Raw genomic sequence first — 16,424 nt, 5'->3', positions numbered from 1 at the left:
GTAAACCATACGGGCTGTCACATCGTGGAACGCTGTGCCGGGGTACGCCGAACGAGTTAAGGTCTTTGGGATCTACATCCAGGGCGGTCCGAATCGGGGAGACCGTCACGACCGGAGGGATCCGAAGGGTGATCGAGTTCCGGGCCGTAACCAAGCGGTTCGAGGACGGGACCATCGCTGTCGACGAGCTCGACCTCACGGTCGAGGCGGGCACCATCACGGTGTTCGTCGGTCCTTCCGGCTGTGGCAAGACGACGTCCCTGCGCATGGTCAACCGCATGATCGACCCCACGTCGGGCACGATCCTGGTGGACGGCAAGGACGTCCTCACCGTTGATCCGCCCACGCTGCGGCGCGGCATCGGCTACGTGATCCAGCAGGCGGGGCTGTTCCCGCACCGGACCGTGCTGGACAACATCGCGACCGTCCCCCTTCTGTCCGGTTGGGACAAACGCAAGGCGCGCACCAGGGCCGCCGAGTTGCTGGAGATCGTCGGGCTCGACCCGAACTTCGGCAAGAGGTACCCGGCTCAGCTCTCCGGTGGGCAGCAGCAACGCGTCGGGGTCGCCCGCGCGCTCGCGGCCGACCCGCCCGTGCTGCTGATGGACGAGCCCTTCAGCGCCGTCGACCCGGTGGTGCGCGAGGACCTGCAGAACGAACTCCTCCGCCTGCAGGCGGAACTCGACAAGACGATCGTGTTCGTGACGCACGACATCGACGAGGCGCTCAAGCTCGGCGAACGCGTCGCGGTGTTCCAGAAGGGCGGGCACCTCGCGCAGTACGCGAAGCCGCAGGAGCTGCTGAGCGCGCCCGCCAACGACTTCGTCGCGTCGTTCGTCGGCAGGGACCGCGGCTACCGCACCCTCACGTTCCTGCACGCGGAAGTGCCCGTTCACCCCGTCGCGACGGCGAAGCTCGGCGAGCGGATCACGGTCACGGACTGGACGCTGGTCGTCGACGAGCAGAACCGGCCCAAGGGCTGGTTGTCCGGTGTGGACGGTGAGGTCGAGGTGAACGAACGGGACCTCGTCTCCGGCGGTTCGCTCTACGACGGCAGCAGCCTCAGGGGCGCACTCGACGCGGCGCTGAGCTCGCCGTCCGCTCTCGGCGTGGTGGTCGACGACGCCGGCGCGGTCTCCGGCGTGGTCAGGGCCGACGACGTGATCCAGGCGCTTGCGAAGGCCCGTGCCGCGGGTGAGGTCCCGAGGTGACCTGGATCTTCGACAACTGGGAGAGGTTCTGGGAGGTCACCGCGGTGCACCTCCGGCTCTCCGCGGTGCCGGTGCTGATCGGGTTCGTGCTCGCCATCCCGCTCGGGTGGTGGGCCAGCCGGTCGCAGACGGCGCGCACGGTGCTCTTCCCGTTCGCCAACATCCTCTTCACGATCCCGTCCATCGCGCTCATCGTGATCACGCCGGTGGTCATCGGCGTGAAGATCCTCGACGAGATCAACGTCATCGTGCCGCTGACCGTCTACACGGTCGCGCTGATGATCAGGTCCATCGCGGACGCGCTGTCCGCGGTGCCCGGCAACGTGATCGCCGCCGCGAACGCGATGGGCTACCGGCCGTTCAAGCGCTTCCTCACCGTCGACTTCCCGCTGGCGCTGCCGGTCACGATCGCGGGCCTGCGGGTCGCGACCGTGTCGAACATCAGCATGGTGAGCGTCGGCGCGCTCGTCGGGCTCGGCGGCTACGGCCAGCTCTTCACCGAGGGCTACCAGACCGACAACAGCCCGAAGGTCTTCGCGGGTCTCGTCGGGACGGTCGTGCTGGCGGTCCTCGCGGACGGTCTGCTGTTGCTCGTCGGACGGCTGCTCACGCCGTGGGCACGGGTGGGGAGGTGAGCTGAGCATGGGTGGCTGGCTCTTCGATCCCGCGCACTGGTCCGGCACGACCGGGATTCCGGTGCGGTTGCTGGAACATCTCGGCTACACGTTGCTGACGTTGCTCATCGCCGCGGTCATCGCGATCCCGCTCGGCGCGTTCGTCGGGCACACCGGCAAGGGCGGGTTCGTGATCGTCGGACTCTCCAACGCGCTGCGGGCGCTGCCGACCACGGCGGTGCTGATCCTCGTCGTGCTGTGGGCGGGCCTCGGCGACTTCCCGGTGTACGTGGCGCTGGTGCTGCTGGCGATCCCGCCGATCATGGCCGGCACGTACGCGGGCGTCCGGGCGGTCGACCCGTCCGCCGTCGACGCCGCGCGGGGCGTGGGCATGCGCGAGTCGGGTGTGCTGCTGCAGGTGGAGATCCCGAACGCGCTTCCGTTGATCTACGGCGGTTTCCGCGGTGCCGCGCTGCAGGTGGTCGCCACGGCCACCATCGCGGCCTACACCGGCGCCGGTGGACTGGGCAGGTTCGTCTTCGACGGCCTCGCCCTGCAGGATTTCGGTCAGATGCTCGCCGGCGCGGTGCTCGTGGCACTGCTCGCCGTTCTCGTCGACCTGGGGTTCGCCGGCCTGCAACGGCTGACGGTGTCGCCCGGGCTGCGTCCAGTGGGAACCGGAGGAAAGAATTGACTTCGTCTCCCTCGTGAGAAGGAGAATCCTACGGCTTGCGCCCCAGGGCTTTCTGCTTCGCTGCCGACCGCCCCGACCGGGAAGGTTCCCGTTGAGGTCTCACACCGGCTCCACAGACCGACACCGCCAGTCCGGCGGCCAGGATGTTGCGTGCCGCGTTCACGTCCCGATCATGGGTTGCACCACAGGCACAGGTCCACGCACGGACGTGCAACGGCAATCCAGCGGCGAGCGCCCCGCACTCCGAGCACAGCTTGGAGGACGGGAACCAGCGGTCGACCACGACCACCTCACGGCCGTACCAGTCAGCCTTGTACTCCAGCATTCGCCGGAACTGCCGCCAGCCCGCGTCGCTGATCGCGCGAGCGACGCTGCGGTTGCAGACCATCGCCGATACGGCCAGATCCTCGATCACGAGCGTTTGGTTCTCGCGCACGAGTCGAGTAGTGATCTTGTGCAGGTGGTCCGTGCGTCGATCCTTCATGCGGGCGTGTATGCGACCGACCCGAGTTCGCGCCTTGGTTCGGTTGTTGCTGTCCCGCTGTTTCCGGGACAACGCGCGTTGAGCCCTCGCGAGGGCGCTCCTGTCCCTGCGCTCGTGACGGGGATTGGCGATCTTCTCTCCGGTGGAAAGACTCAGCAGGTGCTCGAGGCCGACGTCGATTCCCACCGTCGAATCGGACGCAGGCAGAGGCACCACACCAGGGTCGTCGCACAGCAGGGAAACGAACCAGCGTCCGGCTGCGTCGCGCGACACCGTGACCGTCGAGGGAACTGCGCCCGCCGGCAGCGGCCGAGACCAGCGGATCTCCAGCGGTCTGGTCATTTTCGCCATCGTCAGCGTCCCGTCGCGCCATCGGAACGCCGAGCGCGTGTACTCCGCACTGAACCGGGACTTCTTGCGCGATTTGAATCGCGGATGCCTCGCCCGCTTCGCGAAGAAGTTGGCGAAGGCGGTCTGCAGATGCCGCAGCGCTTGCTGCAGCGGCACCGACGACACCTCGTTCAGGAAAGCCAGGTCGTCGGTGCGTTTCCAGGTGGTCAGCAACGCCGACGTTGCCGCGTAGCTGACTTGTTCACGTCGTTGGGTCCACGCCTCCGCGCGGGTCTGCAACGCCAGGTTGTAGACCAAACGGACACATCCGAACGTGCGCGACAGTTCTGCCGCTTGCGTTTCGTCCGGATGGAAGCGGTACCGAAAAGCCCGCTTCACCTGCCCATTCACCGTTCACAGTGTAACGAACCGCTGTCAGTGGTCCGATTCCTCCCCGCCCTGACGGACGGGGTTTCCTCGGAGGAGTTGAAATGAAGCGCATCGCGACAGCCGTCGCTGCGGTCATGCTGTTGTCGGCGTGCGGTGGAGATCCGCTGACCGGCGGGGCGAACAACGAGCCGGCCCCGACGGACACGATCGTCGTCGGCTCCGGCAACTTCCCGGAGTCCCGCCTGCTCGCGGAGATCTACGCGGAAGCGTTGTCGGGCAAGGGTGTCAAGGTCTCCAAGAAGCTGAACATCGGCAACCGCGAGCTGTACTACAAGGGTGTGCAGGACGGCTCGATCGACCTGATCCCCGAGTACACCGGCGTGCTGCTCAAGTACATCAACAAGGACGCGCAGGAAGTCGGCGCGGACGAGGTCTACGCGGCGCTGCAGAAGGCGTTGCCCAAGGGCCTCATCGTGCTTGAGAAGTCCTCCGCCGAGGACAAGGACGCGGTCGTCGTCACCAAGCAGATCGCCGCGCAGTACAGCCTCAAGTCGATCGACGACCTCGTGCCGTACTGCAAGGACCTCGTCTTCGGCGGCCCGCCCGAGTTCCAGAGCCGCCCGGACGGCCTGCCCGGCCTGAAGGCCAAGTACGCCTGCGAGTTCAAGGAGTTCAAGGCCCTCGACGTCGGCGGCCCGCTGACCGTCGCCGGCCTCAAGGACAACACGGTGCAGGCGGCCGACCTGTTCACGACGGACGCGGCCATCAAGGCCAACGAGTTCGTGGTGCTGGAAGACCCGAAGAACGTGTTCGCCGCGCAGAACGTGCTGCCGCTGATCAACGAGAAGAAGGCGTCGCAGCAGGTCCGCGACACCCTCAACGCCATCTCGAAGAAGCTCGACACCAAGCAGCTGCTGGAGCTCAACCAGAAGCTGTCGTCGCCGGACAAGCCGGAGCCGGAGAAGGTCGCCAAGGAGTGGCTGGCCTCCGCGGGCATCTGACCCGGAGCTGAGCAGCGCCGGTCAGCGGGCATCACGCCCGCTGACCGGCGTTTTTCGTTCCCAGGCCCAGGACGTCGTGCGCCCACGAGCCGACGGCGGCGGCGATCTCCTTCGGCTTGTCCTCCGGCGCGTGGTGCCCGGCCTCGCCCAGCGCCACGACGTCGAGCGCCGCGATGTTCGCGGAGCACCAGGCCGCCAGTTCGGGTGTGATGGCGAGCGTCGGCGACCCCTCGAACGTCAGCAGCAGCTTCGGCACGTCCGCGGACGCGGCCAGCCAGGCGCCGTAGGCCTCCATCCGCCCGATGAGCGCGGGCGGCTCGCCGTCGACCGGGAGCTGCCGGATCCAGGCCAGCACCGGGCGCCTGCTCTCCCGGTCGGGGAACGGCGCGAGGTACGCGGCCATGTCCTCGTCCGAGACCGGTGTCCGCACACCACCGGTGAACGCCTGGCGCACCACGGTGTCCTGGTCCAGGACCAGTTCCTCGCCGACGCCCGGCGTGCGGAGCCGGCGCGTCCGCTCCCGTGCGGCGGGCTGGAGTTCCTCGCTGCGCAACGGCTTCAGCATCGTCTCGAAGAACGCGATGCCCGCGACGCGGGCCGGGTGGCGGGCGGCCCAGTCGAACGCCAGCGCGCCGCCCCAGTCGTGGCCGACCAGCACGACCCGGTCGAGGGCGAGCGCGTCGAACCACGCGTCGAGGTAGCGGGCGTGGTCGTCGAACGAGTAGTCGATCTCGGGCTTGCCGGAACGGCCCATCCCGATGAGGTCGGGGGCGAGGCCGCCCAGCTCGGGTAAGACGTTGCGCCAGATGTGCGACGAGGCGGGATTGCCGTGCAGGAACACGAACGGCGCGGAGCTGTGCTGCTCGTGGTGCACGGTCGAGTCGAGGACGGGGACGACGGGCATCGGGTGCTCCTAGGGCCCTGTCCTGCAAGTCTGTCGGGCGGCAGTGGCGGCCGAGGGACCCGGAGGCGGCACCGCCTCCGGCTCGCTCACCCGCGCCTGCCACCTGACAGACTCGCAGGACAGGGCCTAGTCGAGGGGGACGGCGAGCAGGGCGAGCAGTTCGCCGGAGAAGGCGGACGTGCGGTCGCCGAGCGGCGTCAGCAGCCGGTCCATCAGCGCGCGGACCGTCGCGATCGCGGGCTCGACGACCTCGAGGCCGCGCGGGGACAGGGCGAGCCGCATGGTCCGGGTGTCGACGGTGTCGCGGACCCGCGTGATGAACCCGGCGGCCTCCAGCGAGCGCGCCAGCTTCGAGACGTACAGCGGTTCCAGGCCCGTGTGGTCGGCGAGTTCGCGTTGGGAGGGCCGGTCGAGGGCCGCCAACGACGACAGCACGACGTACTGCGCGTGCGTCAGCCCGAGAGGGTCCAACGCGCGGTCAACGGCCGTCCGCCACTTCATCGCCAAACGCCACACGAGGTGCCCAGGCGTCGGTTCCGCACTGCTCATGGCAGATACGGTACATGGCTACTATGTACATGGCGACTAACCGGCGGCCACGTGCCCGCCGATCCGCACCGTCAGTTCCTCGGCCGCCTTGCGCACTTCCTTCGCCAGGTCCGGCCACACCTGGCCGCAGGGCGTGTCGCACAGGTGCCGGAACGTCAGCGTGATCGCCGCGATCGGCCGTTCCCCGTGGTCGAACACGGGCGCCGCCACGGACGCGAACCCGGCCGTGACGTACCCGTCCTCCACCGACCACCCCTGCCGCCGCTCGGCCGTCAGCAACCGGCGCAGCGCGGGCAGGTTGTGCGGGCCGCGCCCGGTCCGGTCGACGAACGCCGCCACGGACGGGAACAGCGCGCGGACCTGCGCCGGAGGCAGGAACGCCAGCATCGCGCGGCCGGAGGCGGTGAGGTGCGCGGGCAGGCGCACGCCCACGTCGGACACGATCGACTGCGGCTGGCGGGGCTGCTCGCGTACCAGGTACAACGCCTCCGCGCCGTGGAGGACGCCCAGATGCGCGACCTTTTCCATCCGGTCGGCGAGCTTGCGCAACAACGGGCGGGCGAGGCGTTCCAGCGGGTCGTGGCGCAGGTAGGCGGAGCCGAGTTCGAACGCCGCGACGCCCAGGCCGTAGCGCTTCTCCTCGGGGAAGTGGGTCGCGAAGCCCGCCTCGGTGAGTTCGGAGAGCAGGTGGTAGGTCGTCGACCTGGGGAGATTCAGCTCGCGCGCCACCGACGCCGCGGAGACCGGGCCCGGTCGGCCGGCGAGCAACCGCAGGACCGCGAGGCCTCTCCGCAGCGCGGGAACGTCACTGCTGGTGCCCACAACAGTGATTTTCCCACGTGATGCAGCCCACGCCGTTACGACATCAGGGCACACTCAACAGAACAGGCCCGAGCTGCGTCATAGGGGTGTGACGGTTTTGAAGGGGGTCGGGATTGACACCGAGTTTCGATGACTTCGTGGCAGAACAGGTGACCCCGTTGCTGCGCTACGCCACCGTGCTCACGTGCGACCCGCACCTGGCCCAGGACGTGGTCCAGGAAGTCCTGCTGCGCGCGCAGCAGAAGTGGGACCGCATCGGTTCAGTCGACCTCCCTCACGCCTACGTCAAGCGCATGGTGACCAACGAGTACCTCTCGTGGCGCCGCCGTAGAGCAGCCAAGGACGTCGCCCTCTGCATGACGACCCTGGAGTCCGTCACCCCGCCCGTCGCGGACAAGACCCATCACTACGACGAGCGGGAAGCCATGTTGCAGCGGATCGCGAAGTTACCCCGCAAACAGCGGGCCGCCGTGGTGCTCCGCTACTACGAGAACTACGAGGACTCGGAGATCGCACAGATGCTCGGTTGTGCCGAGGGAACCGTGCGCAGCCACATCTCACGTGCGCTGGCCACACTCCGCATGGACCACACGCCGGAACCCGCTGGTGTCGGGTTGCGGCTCGGGGAGGGCCTGTCGTGAACGACACCGAACAGCGGATCAAGGAGGCACTCGGCCTGCTGGCCGAACGCACTCCCCACCCGGGACCGACGCTGAACGCCCTGCGCCGCAAGCGCAAGCGGCAGCGCAACAACATCTTCCTGCTCGCCACGGCCGGGGTCGCCGCGGTCGCCGTCCTGATCTTCGCGGGCGTCATCGCCAGCGACAGGTACGTGCCGCCGAACCCGAACGACGCGGGCGCCGCGCTGGTGCCGGCCGTGCCGGGAGCGCTGAAGTACCAGCCGCACTGGCTGCCGGAAGGGTTCGTCGAGGGTGGACGCACCGTCCAGGACGGCGTGACGACCAGGGTGTGGGTGCCGGAAGGGTCGCCGAGGAATGCCGCGAGCAACGGCGACAAGTCGATCGAGCTGGCCAGCGGCGCGAACCACGCGGAGACCGGCGGGTGGCAGGACGTCTCCGTCCGCGGCCTGCAGGGCAAGGCCAGGGTGGTGGACCTGCCCGCAGGTACCACCGCCGAGGTCCGGTGGAAGGCCCAGGACGCCCTCGTCGTCAGCGTCCGGGGCGTCAGCGGGGACCTGCGCGAGACGGCGCTGCGCATCGCCGATTCGGTGCGGGCCGACTCGAAGGACGTCTTCCAGCCGCCGTTCCGGCTGGCCGGCAAGCCGGCGACCGAGTTCTGGGGCGCCGCGGCCGACGAGTGGGTCGCGGACATCGAGACCGAACGAGCGCGGGTGGAGGTGTTCTCCGGTGTCGTGAGGTTCCAGGGGCGAGAAACACCGATCGCGGTGCGCGGCAAGCAGGGCTTCGTGGAGGACGGCGGGCTCGGCGTCCAAGAGGGGGAAGTCGGGATCATCGTGCATCCGGTGAACGGCACGCCGGTCGAAGAGCTCGTCGAGATCGCGAACCAGGTGGAACTCCTCCAGGCCGACACGGGCTGGATCCGCAAGAGGTAGCCCGTCTGGCATCCCAGACACCATCCTCCGCTCCGGGGTCGCTGAGTCGGCTCCGGAGCGGTCTGATGTCTGCATGCGACAACCGGTGGAGCTGGGTCCGAAGCCTCTGACCCTCGAGGACGTTCATGCCGTCGCCCGCGACGGCGCCCCGGTGGAGATCACCGCGGCGGCCCGTGAGGCGGTCACCACCGCCCGCGGCCACATCGAACAGCTCGCCACGGCCGAACGCCCCACCTACGGCGTCTCGACCGGGTTCGGCGCGCTCGCCGTCCGGCACATCCCGCCGGACCGCCGTGCCCAGCTGCAGCGGTCGCTGATCCGCTCGCACGCCGCGGGTTCCGGGCCCGAGGTCGAACGCGAGGTCGTCCGGGCGCTGATGCTGCTGCGCCTGCGCACGCTCTCCACCGGCCACACCGGTGTTCGCCTGTCCACTGTGGACGCCATGGCCGGGATGCTGAACGCCGGCATCACGCCGGTCGTGCACGAGTTCGGGTCGCTCGGCTGTTCGGGTGACCTCGCGCCGCTCAGCGCCAACGCCCTCGCGCTCATGGGTGAGGGCATGGTCCGCAACGCGGACGGCGAGCTCGTCACCGCCGCCGAGGCCCTCGCAGCCGCCGGCATCGAACCGGTGCAGCTGGCCGAGAAGGAAGGCCTCGCGCTGATCAACGGCACCGACGGCATGCTCGGCATGCTGTCGCTGGCGATCGCCGACCTGACGAAGCTGCTGGACATCGCGGACCTCACCGCCGCGATGAGCGTCGAGGCCCTGCTGGGCACCGACCGCGTCTTCGAACCGGAGCTGCACGCGCTGCGCCCGCACCCCGGCCAGAACCTGTCCGCGGCCCGGATGCTCGCGTTCCTGCGGGACTCCGAGATCGTCGCCTCGCACCGCGGCCCGGACTGCACCCGCGTGCAGGACGCGTACTCGCTGCGCTGCTCACCGCAGGTGCACGGCGCGGCCCGCGACACCGTGGCGTACGCCGCGACGGTGGCCGACCGCGAGCTGGCGTCCGTGATCGACAACCCCGTCGTGCTGGCGGACGGCCGGGTCGAGTCCAACGGCAACTTCCACGGCGCCCCGGTGGCCTACGCGCTCGACTTCCTGGCCATCCCGCTCGCGGACGTGGCCTCGATCGCCGAGCGCCGCACCGACCGCATGCTCGACGTCTCCCGCTCGCACGGCCTGCCGCCGTTCCTCGCCGACGACCCCGGCGTCGACTCCGGCCACATGATCGCCCAGTACACGCAGGCGGCGATCGTGTCCGAGCTCAAGCGCCTCGCGGTGCCGGCGTCCGTCGACTCCATCCCGTCCTCCGCCATGCAGGAGGACCACGTGTCGATGGGCTGGTCCGCCGCCCGCAAGCTGCGCAAGGCCGTGGACGGGCTCACCACCGTGCTGGCCATCGAACTGCTCACCGCCGCGCGGGCGCTCGACCTGCGCGCGCCCCTCAAGCCCGCCCCCGCGACGGCCGCCGCCGTGGCGAAGCTGCGCGAGACCGTCCAGGGCCCCGGCCCGGACCGCCACCTCGCGCCCGAGATCGCCGCCGCCGAGGCCCTCATCCGAAGTGGAGCCCTGTAATGGTCGTACGCGCTGATCGCGGCACCGAACTGACCGCGAAGAACTGGTCCACCGAGGCCGCGCTGCGGATGTTCCACAACAACCTCGACCCGGACGTCGCCGAGCGTCCCGAGGACCTCGTCGTCTACGGCGGCACCGGCAAGGCCGCGCGCGACTGGCCGTCGTTCGACGCCATCACCCGCGAGCTGAAGAACCTCGAAGCCGACGAGACGCTGCTGGTGCAGTCCGGCCGCCCGGTCGGCGTCATGCGCACGAACGAGTGGGCGCCGCGCGTGCTCATCGCGAACTCGAACCTCGTGCCGGACTGGGCGAACTGGCCCGAGTTCCGCCGCCTGGAGGCCGAGGGCCTCACCATGTACGGCCAGATGACCGCCGGGTCGTGGATCTACATCGGCACCCAGGGCATCCTGCAGGGCACCTTCGAGACGTTCGCCGCCGTCGCCACCAAGCGCTTCAACGGCACGCTGCGCGGCACCCTCACGGTCACCGCGGGCCTCGGCGGCATGGGTGGCGCGCAGCCGCTCGCCGTCACGATGAACGAGGGCGTCGCGCTCTGCGTCGAGGTCGATCCGCATCGCGCCCAGCGCCGCCTGGAGACCCGCTACCTCGACGAGATCGCCGAGGACCTGGACAGCGCCATCGAGCGCGTGCTGGCCGCCAAGGCCGCCGGTGAGGCCGTGTCCGTCGGTGTCGTGGGCAACGCGGCGGAGATCCTGCCGGAACTGCTGCGCCGTGAGGTCGCCGTCGACATCGTCACGGACCAGACCTCCGCGCACGACCCGCTGGCGTACCTGCCGGTCGGCGTCTCGCTGGAGGAGTGGCAGGACTACGCGGCCGCCAAGCCGGAGGAGTTCACCGAGCGCGCCCGCAGGTCGATGGCCGACCACGTCGAGGCCATGGTCGGGTTCCTGGACCGCGGCGCCGAGGTGTTCGACTACGGCAACTCGATCCGCGGTGAGGCCCAGCTCGGCGGCTACGAGCGCGCGTTCGCGTTCCCCGGCTTCGTGCCCGCCTACATCCGCCCGCTGTTCTGCGAGGGCAAGGGCCCGTTCCGCTGGGCCGCGCTGTCCGGCGACCCGGCCGACATCGCGAAGACCGACGCCGCGATCCTCGAGCTGTTCCCGGAGAACGAGCAGCTGCACCGGTGGATCAAGATGGCCGGTGAGCGCGTCGAGTTCCAGGGCCTGCCCGCCCGCATCTGCTGGCTCGGCTACGGCGAACGGCACCTCGCGGGCCTCAAGTTCAACGAGATGGTCGCCTCCGGCGAGCTGTCGGCACCGATCGTCATCGGCCGCGACCACCTCGACTGCGGTTCGGTCGCGTCCCCGTACCGCGAGACCGAGGCGATGGCCGACGGGTCCGACGCGATCGCGGACTGGCCGCTGCTCAACGCCCTGGTCAACACGGCTTCCGGGGCCACCTGGGTGTCGCTGCACCACGGTGGCGGCGTCGGCATCGGCCGCTCGATCCACGCCGGTCAGGTGACGGTCGCGGACGGCACCGAGCTGGCCGCGCAGAAGATCGAGCGCGTGCTCACGAACGACCCCGGCATGGGCGTCATCCGGCACGTGGACGCCGGGTACGACGAAGCGAAGACCGTGGCTGCGGACAAGGGCGTCCGCATTCCGATGGAGGGCTGATGCTCGACCAGATCGCGGACGTCGGCAGGGACCCGAAGCGCGGCGGTTACTCGCGCCACGGGTACGGCAAGCCCGAACTGGAGCTGAGGCACTGGTTCGTGGAACAGGCGGTCCGGCGCGGTCTCAACGTGGAGACCGACCAGAACGGCAACCTCTGGGCCTGGTGGGGTGAGCGCGGCGACAACGCGCTCATCACCGGCAGCCACCTCGACTCGGTGCCGGGCGGCGGCGCGTTCGACGGCCCGCTCGGCGTGACGTCGGCGTTGGAAGCCGTGGACCTGTTGCAAGCCAAGGGCTTCACGCCCGGCCGGCCGTTCGCGATCACGGTCTTCGCCGAGGAGGAGGGTGGCCGGTTCGGCGTCGCGTGCCTCGGGTCGCGCCTGCTCACCGGCGCCCTCCCGGCCGAGAAGGCGTTGGGGCTCAAGGACCCGGACGGCATCACGCTGGCCGAGGCCATGAAGTCCGCGGGCTACGACCCGGACCTGGTCGGCCGCGACGACAAGGCGCTCAAGCGCATCGGTCAGTTCGTCGAGCTGCACGTCGAGCAGGGCCGGGGGCTCACGGTCCCGGTCGGCGTGGCGTCCAGCATCCTCGCGCACGGCCGGTGGCGGTTCACGTTCTCCGGCGAGGGCAACCACGCCGGGGCGACGTTGATCGAGGACCGCCACGACCCGATGCTCCCGGCGTCCCAGCTCGTCCTCGCCGCCAGGAAGGCGGCCAGGGGTGGCGGTCGTGCCACCGTGGGAAGGCTCGTCCCCAACCCCGGTGGCACCAACGTCATCGCGTCCACTGTGGACGTCTGGCTGGACGCGCGGGACAGCGACGACGCGCGCACGCGTGCGATGGTCGCGGAGATCTCCGAGGCGGCTCATCAGGCCGCCAAGGAGGAGGGGTGCGAGCTGCGGATCACCGAGGAGTCCTACGGCGACACGGTGTACTTCGACAGCGCGCTGCGGGACGACATCGCCGGAGCGCTGGGTGGCGTTCCGGCGCTGCCGACGGGCGCGGGCCACGACGCGGGCATCCTCGCCGCGCACGTGCCGACGGCGATGTTGTTCGTGCGCAACCCCACCGGCGTGAGCCACGCGCCGGAGGAGTTCGCCGAGCAGGCCGACGTCGACGAGGGCGTGCGGGCACTGGCCGCCACGATCGAACACCTCGGCTCGTGAACTTCTGGTGCGAGCGGGCCTGGTTGCCCGCCGGGCTCGCCGAGCGCGTCCTGATCAGGGTCGAGAACGGCACGATCTCGTCGGTGTCCACTGTGGACACGATTCCGCTGGGCGTCCGGCGGTTGCACGGCATCGTCGTGCCGGGCTTCGCGAACGCCCATTCGCACGCGTTCCACCGGGCGTTGCGCGGCCGGACGCACGACGGCGGCGGCACGTTCTGGACGTGGCGCGAAGGCATGTACGCGCTGGCTTCCCGGCTGACTCCGCAGTCGTACTACCGGCTGGCCCGCGCGGTCTACGGCGAGATGGCGCTCGCGGGCGTCTCGGCCGTCGGCGAGTTCCACTACGTGCACGACAGGTCGAACGAGTTCGGGTACGCGCTGCGCGAGGCGGCGGCGGACGCGGGCATCCGGTTGACGTTGCTCGACACCTGCTACCTCGCGGGCGGCATCGACCAGCCCGTGAACGAGGTGCAGCAACGCTTCTCCGACGGCACCGCCGAGGCGTGGGCGTCGCGCGTGGCCGAGCTGAAGTCCGACGACGTGATGCGCGTCGGTGCCGCGATCCACTCCGTCCGGGCCGTGCCGCGGGCGGAGCTCTCCGTGGTGGCGCAGGCGTTCCCGGACGCGCCGCTGCACGTGCACCTGTCCGAGCAGCCCGCCGAGAACGAGGCGTGCCTCGCCGCGTACGGCCTGACGCCGACCGCGTTGCTGCACGAAGCCGGTGCGCTCTCGCCGCGCACGACGGCCGTCCACGCCACGCACCTCACGCCCGAGGACATCGCTCTGCTGGGCGAGCACGGCACCGGCGCGTGCTTCTGCCCGACCACCGAAGCGGACCTCGCCGACGGCATCGGCCCGGCCAGGGAACTGGCCGACGCCGGCAGCCCGCTGTCGCTCGGCAGCGACCAGCACGCGGTGATCGACCCGCTGCTGGAGTCCCGCGCGCTGGAGCACAACGAGCGGTTGAGGACGGGTCAGCGCGGCCGGTTCACGCCCGCGGAGCTGATGGAAGCCGCCACGAGGCACTCCGCGCTCGGCTGGGACGGCGGCCGGATCGGACCGGGCGCGCCGTGCGACCTCGTGGCCATCAGCTGCTCGACGCCACGCACCGCGGGTTCGTTGCCGCAGCAGGTCCTGCTGTCCGCGACGGCGTCCGATGTGGACACCGTGGTGGTCGGCGGGCGGGTGGTCGCGGCCGGAGGCGTGCACGAGACTTTGGGGGACGTCGGCAGGCTGCTGGCGGACGCGATCGAGGAGCTGTGGGCATGAGCGTGCTGATCACCGGCATCGGTGAGCTGACCACGAACACCGAGGTCAGCGGCGACGCGCTGGTCGTCGACGGCGACCGGGTCGCCTGGGTCGGTGACTCGGGCAGTGCTCCGGCGGCCGACGAACGGGTCGACGTCGAGGGCCGCGCGGTGCTGCCCGGCTGGGTCGACAGCCACACCCACCTGGTGTTCGCGGGCGACCGCACCGCCGAGTTCGGTGCGCGGATGGCGGGCAAGCCGTACACCGCGGGCGGCATCGCCGTGACGGTGAACGCGACGCGGGCGGCGTCCGACGAGGAACTGGCCGCCGTCGTCCGCAAGCACGTCGCCGAGGCGTTGCGGCAGGGCACGACGTTCGTCGAGACCAAGACCGGCTACGGCCTGAACGTCGCGGACGAGGTGCGCTCGGCCCGCATCGCCGCCGAGCACGCCGACGAGGTCACGTTCCTCGGCGCGCACCTGGTGCCTCCGGGGGCCGACGCCGACGAGTACGTCGACCTGGTCCGCGGCGAGATGCTCGACGCCGTCGCACCCCTCGTGCGCTGGGCCGACGTGTTCTGCGAGAAGGGCGCGTTCGACTACGACCAGTCGAAGGCCGTGCTCGTGGCCGCGCAGCAGAAGGGCCTCGGCCTGCGCGTGCACGGCAACCAGCTCGGCGAGGGCCCCGGCGTGCGGCTGGCCGTCGAACTCGGGGCCGCGTCGGTGGACCACTGCACCTACCTGTCCACCGAGGACGTCGACGCGCTGGCGTCGTCGGACACGGTCGCCACGCTGCTCCCGGCGTGCGACCTCTCGACCCGCCAGTCGCTGCCGCCCGCCCGCGCCCTGCTCGACGCCGGTGCGACGGTGGCGCTCGCCAGCAACTGCAACCCCGGCTCGTCGTACACCTCGTCGATGGCGTTCTGCGTGACGACAGCGGTCCTGCAGATGCGGATGACCGTCGAGGAGGCGGTCTGGGCGGCCACGGCGGGCGGCGCGCAGGCGTTGCGACGGGACGACGTCGGCGTCATCCGGCCTGGTGCGCGAGCTGATCTGCACGTCCTGGACGCGCCCTCGATCACCCATCTGGCCTACCGTCCTGGGGTGCCGTTGACGCACTCGGTGTGGCGTCAGGGGCAACGCGCCATTTGAGACAGCCGTCTCGTTACCCGACCTGTGGGTCTATTGGCGGAAGGTGCGGGGCCGTACGGTGTCCCCGTGGTGGATTTCGCGGAGGCCCTGACGAAAGCCGTCGACAACAGCGGCCTCAGTCTCGAACGCATCCAGCACCACCTGGCCGCGCGCGGCATGCAGGTGAGCATCTCCACGCTCAGCTACTGGCGCCGCGGCCGCAGCAGGCCGGAGCGCCCCGAGTCGCTGAAGGTCGTCGCGGCGCTGGAGGAACTGCTCGAGCTCGGTGAGGGCTTCCTGACCGACCGGCTGGGCGACAAGCGGCCACGCGGGCGTTGGGTGGACCAATCACTGTCCCTCGAGGACATGTGGGACTCGCGCGCGACGGACCTCGGCGAGGTCATGTCGCGGATCGAACGGCTGCAGCCGACCGCGAACACGTACCTGAGCGTGCAGGACCGGCTGCTCGTCGGGCCGGATCGCCGGGAGGTCTCGACCCACGTCACAGGCGTGGTCCAAGCCCTGGAGGACGGCGTCGACCGGTTCCTCGCGATCCAGCTGGCCGACGCGACGGACCTCGGCGTGCCGTCGATCGAGGCGGGACCGCCGTGCCGGCTCGGGAGGGTGCGCGGGGAGGACTCGACGGGGTTCCTCGTCGCGGAGATCCTCTTCGACCGGATGCTGCGCGCGGGGGAGACGGCACTCATCGACTACACGGTCCGGATGAGACCCGGCGCCCAGAGCGAGGTGTGCGACCGGAGGTTCCTGCGTCCGGTGAACGACTACACGTTGCAGATCGACTTCCACCCGGACGCGGTGCCGGCGCGGTGCTTCCAGTTCGCGCGGCCCTCGTTGCACGAGCCGGAGACGGCGCTGAACGACCTGTGGATCGGGACGACGGCGTCGACGCACATCCACGTGCGGAACTCGAAGCCCGGGATCTATGGAGTGCGGTGGGAGTGGGAGTAGCCGCTACTCCCACTCCCACCGCAAGCGCCCCCAGTCGAAAAGATGCGCTGGCCGAGCCGCATTCGGCCGTGGCATCAAGGGCGCCCAGGATGGCCGTCGCCGCTGCAGGGTGGCG

Annotated in this window: 16 protein-coding genes; 12 read left to right on the top strand and 4 right to left on the bottom strand. The window is 70.2% G+C overall.

Annotated elements, in window-relative coordinates; translation table 11 throughout:
- Positions 1 to 128: 128 nt before the first annotated feature.
- Genes QSK25_RS32170 through QSK25_RS32160 form a run of 3 tightly spaced genes read left to right on the top strand, consistent with a single transcriptional unit; the run spans position 129 to position 2,519 of the window.
- Complete coding sequence (locus tag QSK25_RS32170; RefSeq protein WP_285643854.1) at positions 129 to 1,211, top strand: ABC transporter ATP-binding protein; 1,083 nt, start codon at positions 129 to 131, stop codon at positions 1,209 to 1,211.
- Complete coding sequence (locus QSK25_RS32165; protein WP_285643853.1) at positions 1,208 to 1,846, top strand: ABC transporter permease; 639 nt, start codon at positions 1,208 to 1,210, stop codon at positions 1,844 to 1,846. Before QSK25_RS32170 ends, QSK25_RS32165 begins: the two co-directional genes overlap by 4 nt.
- Before the next feature lie 7 nt (positions 1,847 to 1,853).
- Positions 1,854 to 2,519 (top strand): ABC transporter permease, encoded by a 666-nt coding sequence (locus tag QSK25_RS32160; RefSeq protein ID WP_285643851.1) that lies wholly within the window; start codon positions 1,854 to 1,856, stop codon positions 2,517 to 2,519.
- Positions 2,520 to 2,547: 28 nt separating this feature from the next.
- Here the strand turns inward: QSK25_RS32160 and QSK25_RS32155 are convergent, their stop codons facing one another.
- Positions 2,548 to 3,744: an RNA-guided endonuclease InsQ/TnpB family protein gene (locus QSK25_RS32155; protein ID WP_285643849.1), complete on the bottom strand. Its 1,197-nt coding sequence runs from the start codon at positions 3,742 to 3,744 to the stop codon at positions 2,548 to 2,550.
- Positions 3,745 to 3,824: 80 nt separating this feature from the next.
- Between QSK25_RS32155 and QSK25_RS32150 the strand changes: the two genes are divergently transcribed.
- Entirely contained in the window at positions 3,825 to 4,724 is a 900-nt protein-coding gene (locus QSK25_RS32150; RefSeq protein WP_285643847.1) for an ABC transporter substrate-binding protein, read from the top strand.
- Between the two features lie 31 nt (positions 4,725 to 4,755).
- On the opposite strand, the gene QSK25_RS32145 is transcribed toward QSK25_RS32150, so the two are convergent.
- The 3 genes from QSK25_RS32145 to QSK25_RS32135 all read right to left on the bottom strand — a co-directional run bounded on the left by QSK25_RS32145 (position 4,756) and on the right by QSK25_RS32135 (position 6,999).
- Positions 4,756 to 5,628, bottom strand: coding sequence for a haloalkane dehalogenase (locus QSK25_RS32145; protein WP_285643845.1), 873 nt, complete (start codon positions 5,626 to 5,628; stop codon positions 4,756 to 4,758).
- Between the two features lie 126 nt (positions 5,629 to 5,754).
- Complete coding sequence (locus tag QSK25_RS32140) at positions 5,755 to 6,177, bottom strand: MarR family winged helix-turn-helix transcriptional regulator (protein ID WP_285643843.1); 423 nt, start codon at positions 6,175 to 6,177, stop codon at positions 5,755 to 5,757.
- Between the two features lie 36 nt (positions 6,178 to 6,213).
- Positions 6,214 to 6,999: an IclR family transcriptional regulator gene (locus QSK25_RS32135; RefSeq protein ID WP_285643841.1), complete on the bottom strand. Its 786-nt coding sequence runs from the start codon at positions 6,997 to 6,999 to the stop codon at positions 6,214 to 6,216.
- 113 nt (positions 7,000 to 7,112) lie between these two features.
- Here QSK25_RS32135 and QSK25_RS32130 point away from each other — a divergent pair, with 113 nt between their 5' ends.
- From QSK25_RS32130 to QSK25_RS32095, 8 genes are all read left to right on the top strand, one after another.
- A complete protein-coding gene (locus QSK25_RS32130; RefSeq protein WP_285643839.1) occupies positions 7,113 to 7,640 on the top strand; it encodes a SigE family RNA polymerase sigma factor in 528 nt (175 codons plus the stop codon).
- Complete coding sequence (locus QSK25_RS32125; protein WP_285643837.1) at positions 7,637 to 8,572, top strand: hypothetical protein; 936 nt, start codon at positions 7,637 to 7,639, stop codon at positions 8,570 to 8,572. The genes QSK25_RS32130 and QSK25_RS32125 overlap by 4 nt, the downstream gene beginning before the upstream one ends.
- A gap of 73 nt (positions 8,573 to 8,645) precedes the next feature.
- On the top strand, positions 8,646 to 10,151 hold the full coding sequence (hutH, locus tag QSK25_RS32120; protein WP_285643835.1) for a histidine ammonia-lyase: 1,506 nt from the start codon (positions 8,646 to 8,648) through the stop codon (positions 10,149 to 10,151).
- A complete protein-coding gene (gene hutU / locus QSK25_RS32115) occupies positions 10,151 to 11,791 on the top strand; it encodes a urocanate hydratase (RefSeq protein WP_285643833.1) in 1,641 nt (546 codons plus the stop codon). The genes hutH and hutU overlap by 1 nt, the downstream gene beginning before the upstream one ends.
- The gene (locus QSK25_RS32110) at positions 11,791 to 12,960 is read left to right on the top strand and encodes an allantoate amidohydrolase (protein ID WP_285643832.1); all 1,170 of its coding nucleotides are present in this window, start codon (positions 11,791 to 11,793) and stop codon (positions 12,958 to 12,960) included. Before hutU ends, QSK25_RS32110 begins: the two co-directional genes overlap by 1 nt.
- Positions 12,957 to 14,231 (top strand): formimidoylglutamate deiminase, encoded by a 1,275-nt coding sequence (locus QSK25_RS32105; RefSeq protein ID WP_285643831.1) that lies wholly within the window; start codon positions 12,957 to 12,959, stop codon positions 14,229 to 14,231. The genes QSK25_RS32110 and QSK25_RS32105 overlap by 4 nt, the downstream gene beginning before the upstream one ends.
- Positions 14,228 to 15,361, top strand: a complete 1,134-nt coding sequence (hutI, locus tag QSK25_RS32100) for an imidazolonepropionase (protein WP_285643829.1) — start codon at positions 14,228 to 14,230, stop codon at positions 15,359 to 15,361. Before QSK25_RS32105 ends, hutI begins: the two co-directional genes overlap by 4 nt.
- Positions 15,362 to 15,427: 66 nt before the next feature.
- A complete protein-coding gene (locus QSK25_RS32095) occupies positions 15,428 to 16,309 on the top strand; it encodes a hypothetical protein (protein WP_285643827.1) in 882 nt (293 codons plus the stop codon).
- The last annotated feature ends 115 nt before the right edge of the window (positions 16,310 to 16,424 follow it).

The organism is Lentzea sp. NBRC 102530 (assembly GCF_030269365.1).
Lineage (GTDB): Bacteria > Actinomycetota > Actinomycetes > Mycobacteriales > Pseudonocardiaceae > Lentzea.
This window is presented reverse-complemented; position numbering and strand designations above follow the sequence as displayed.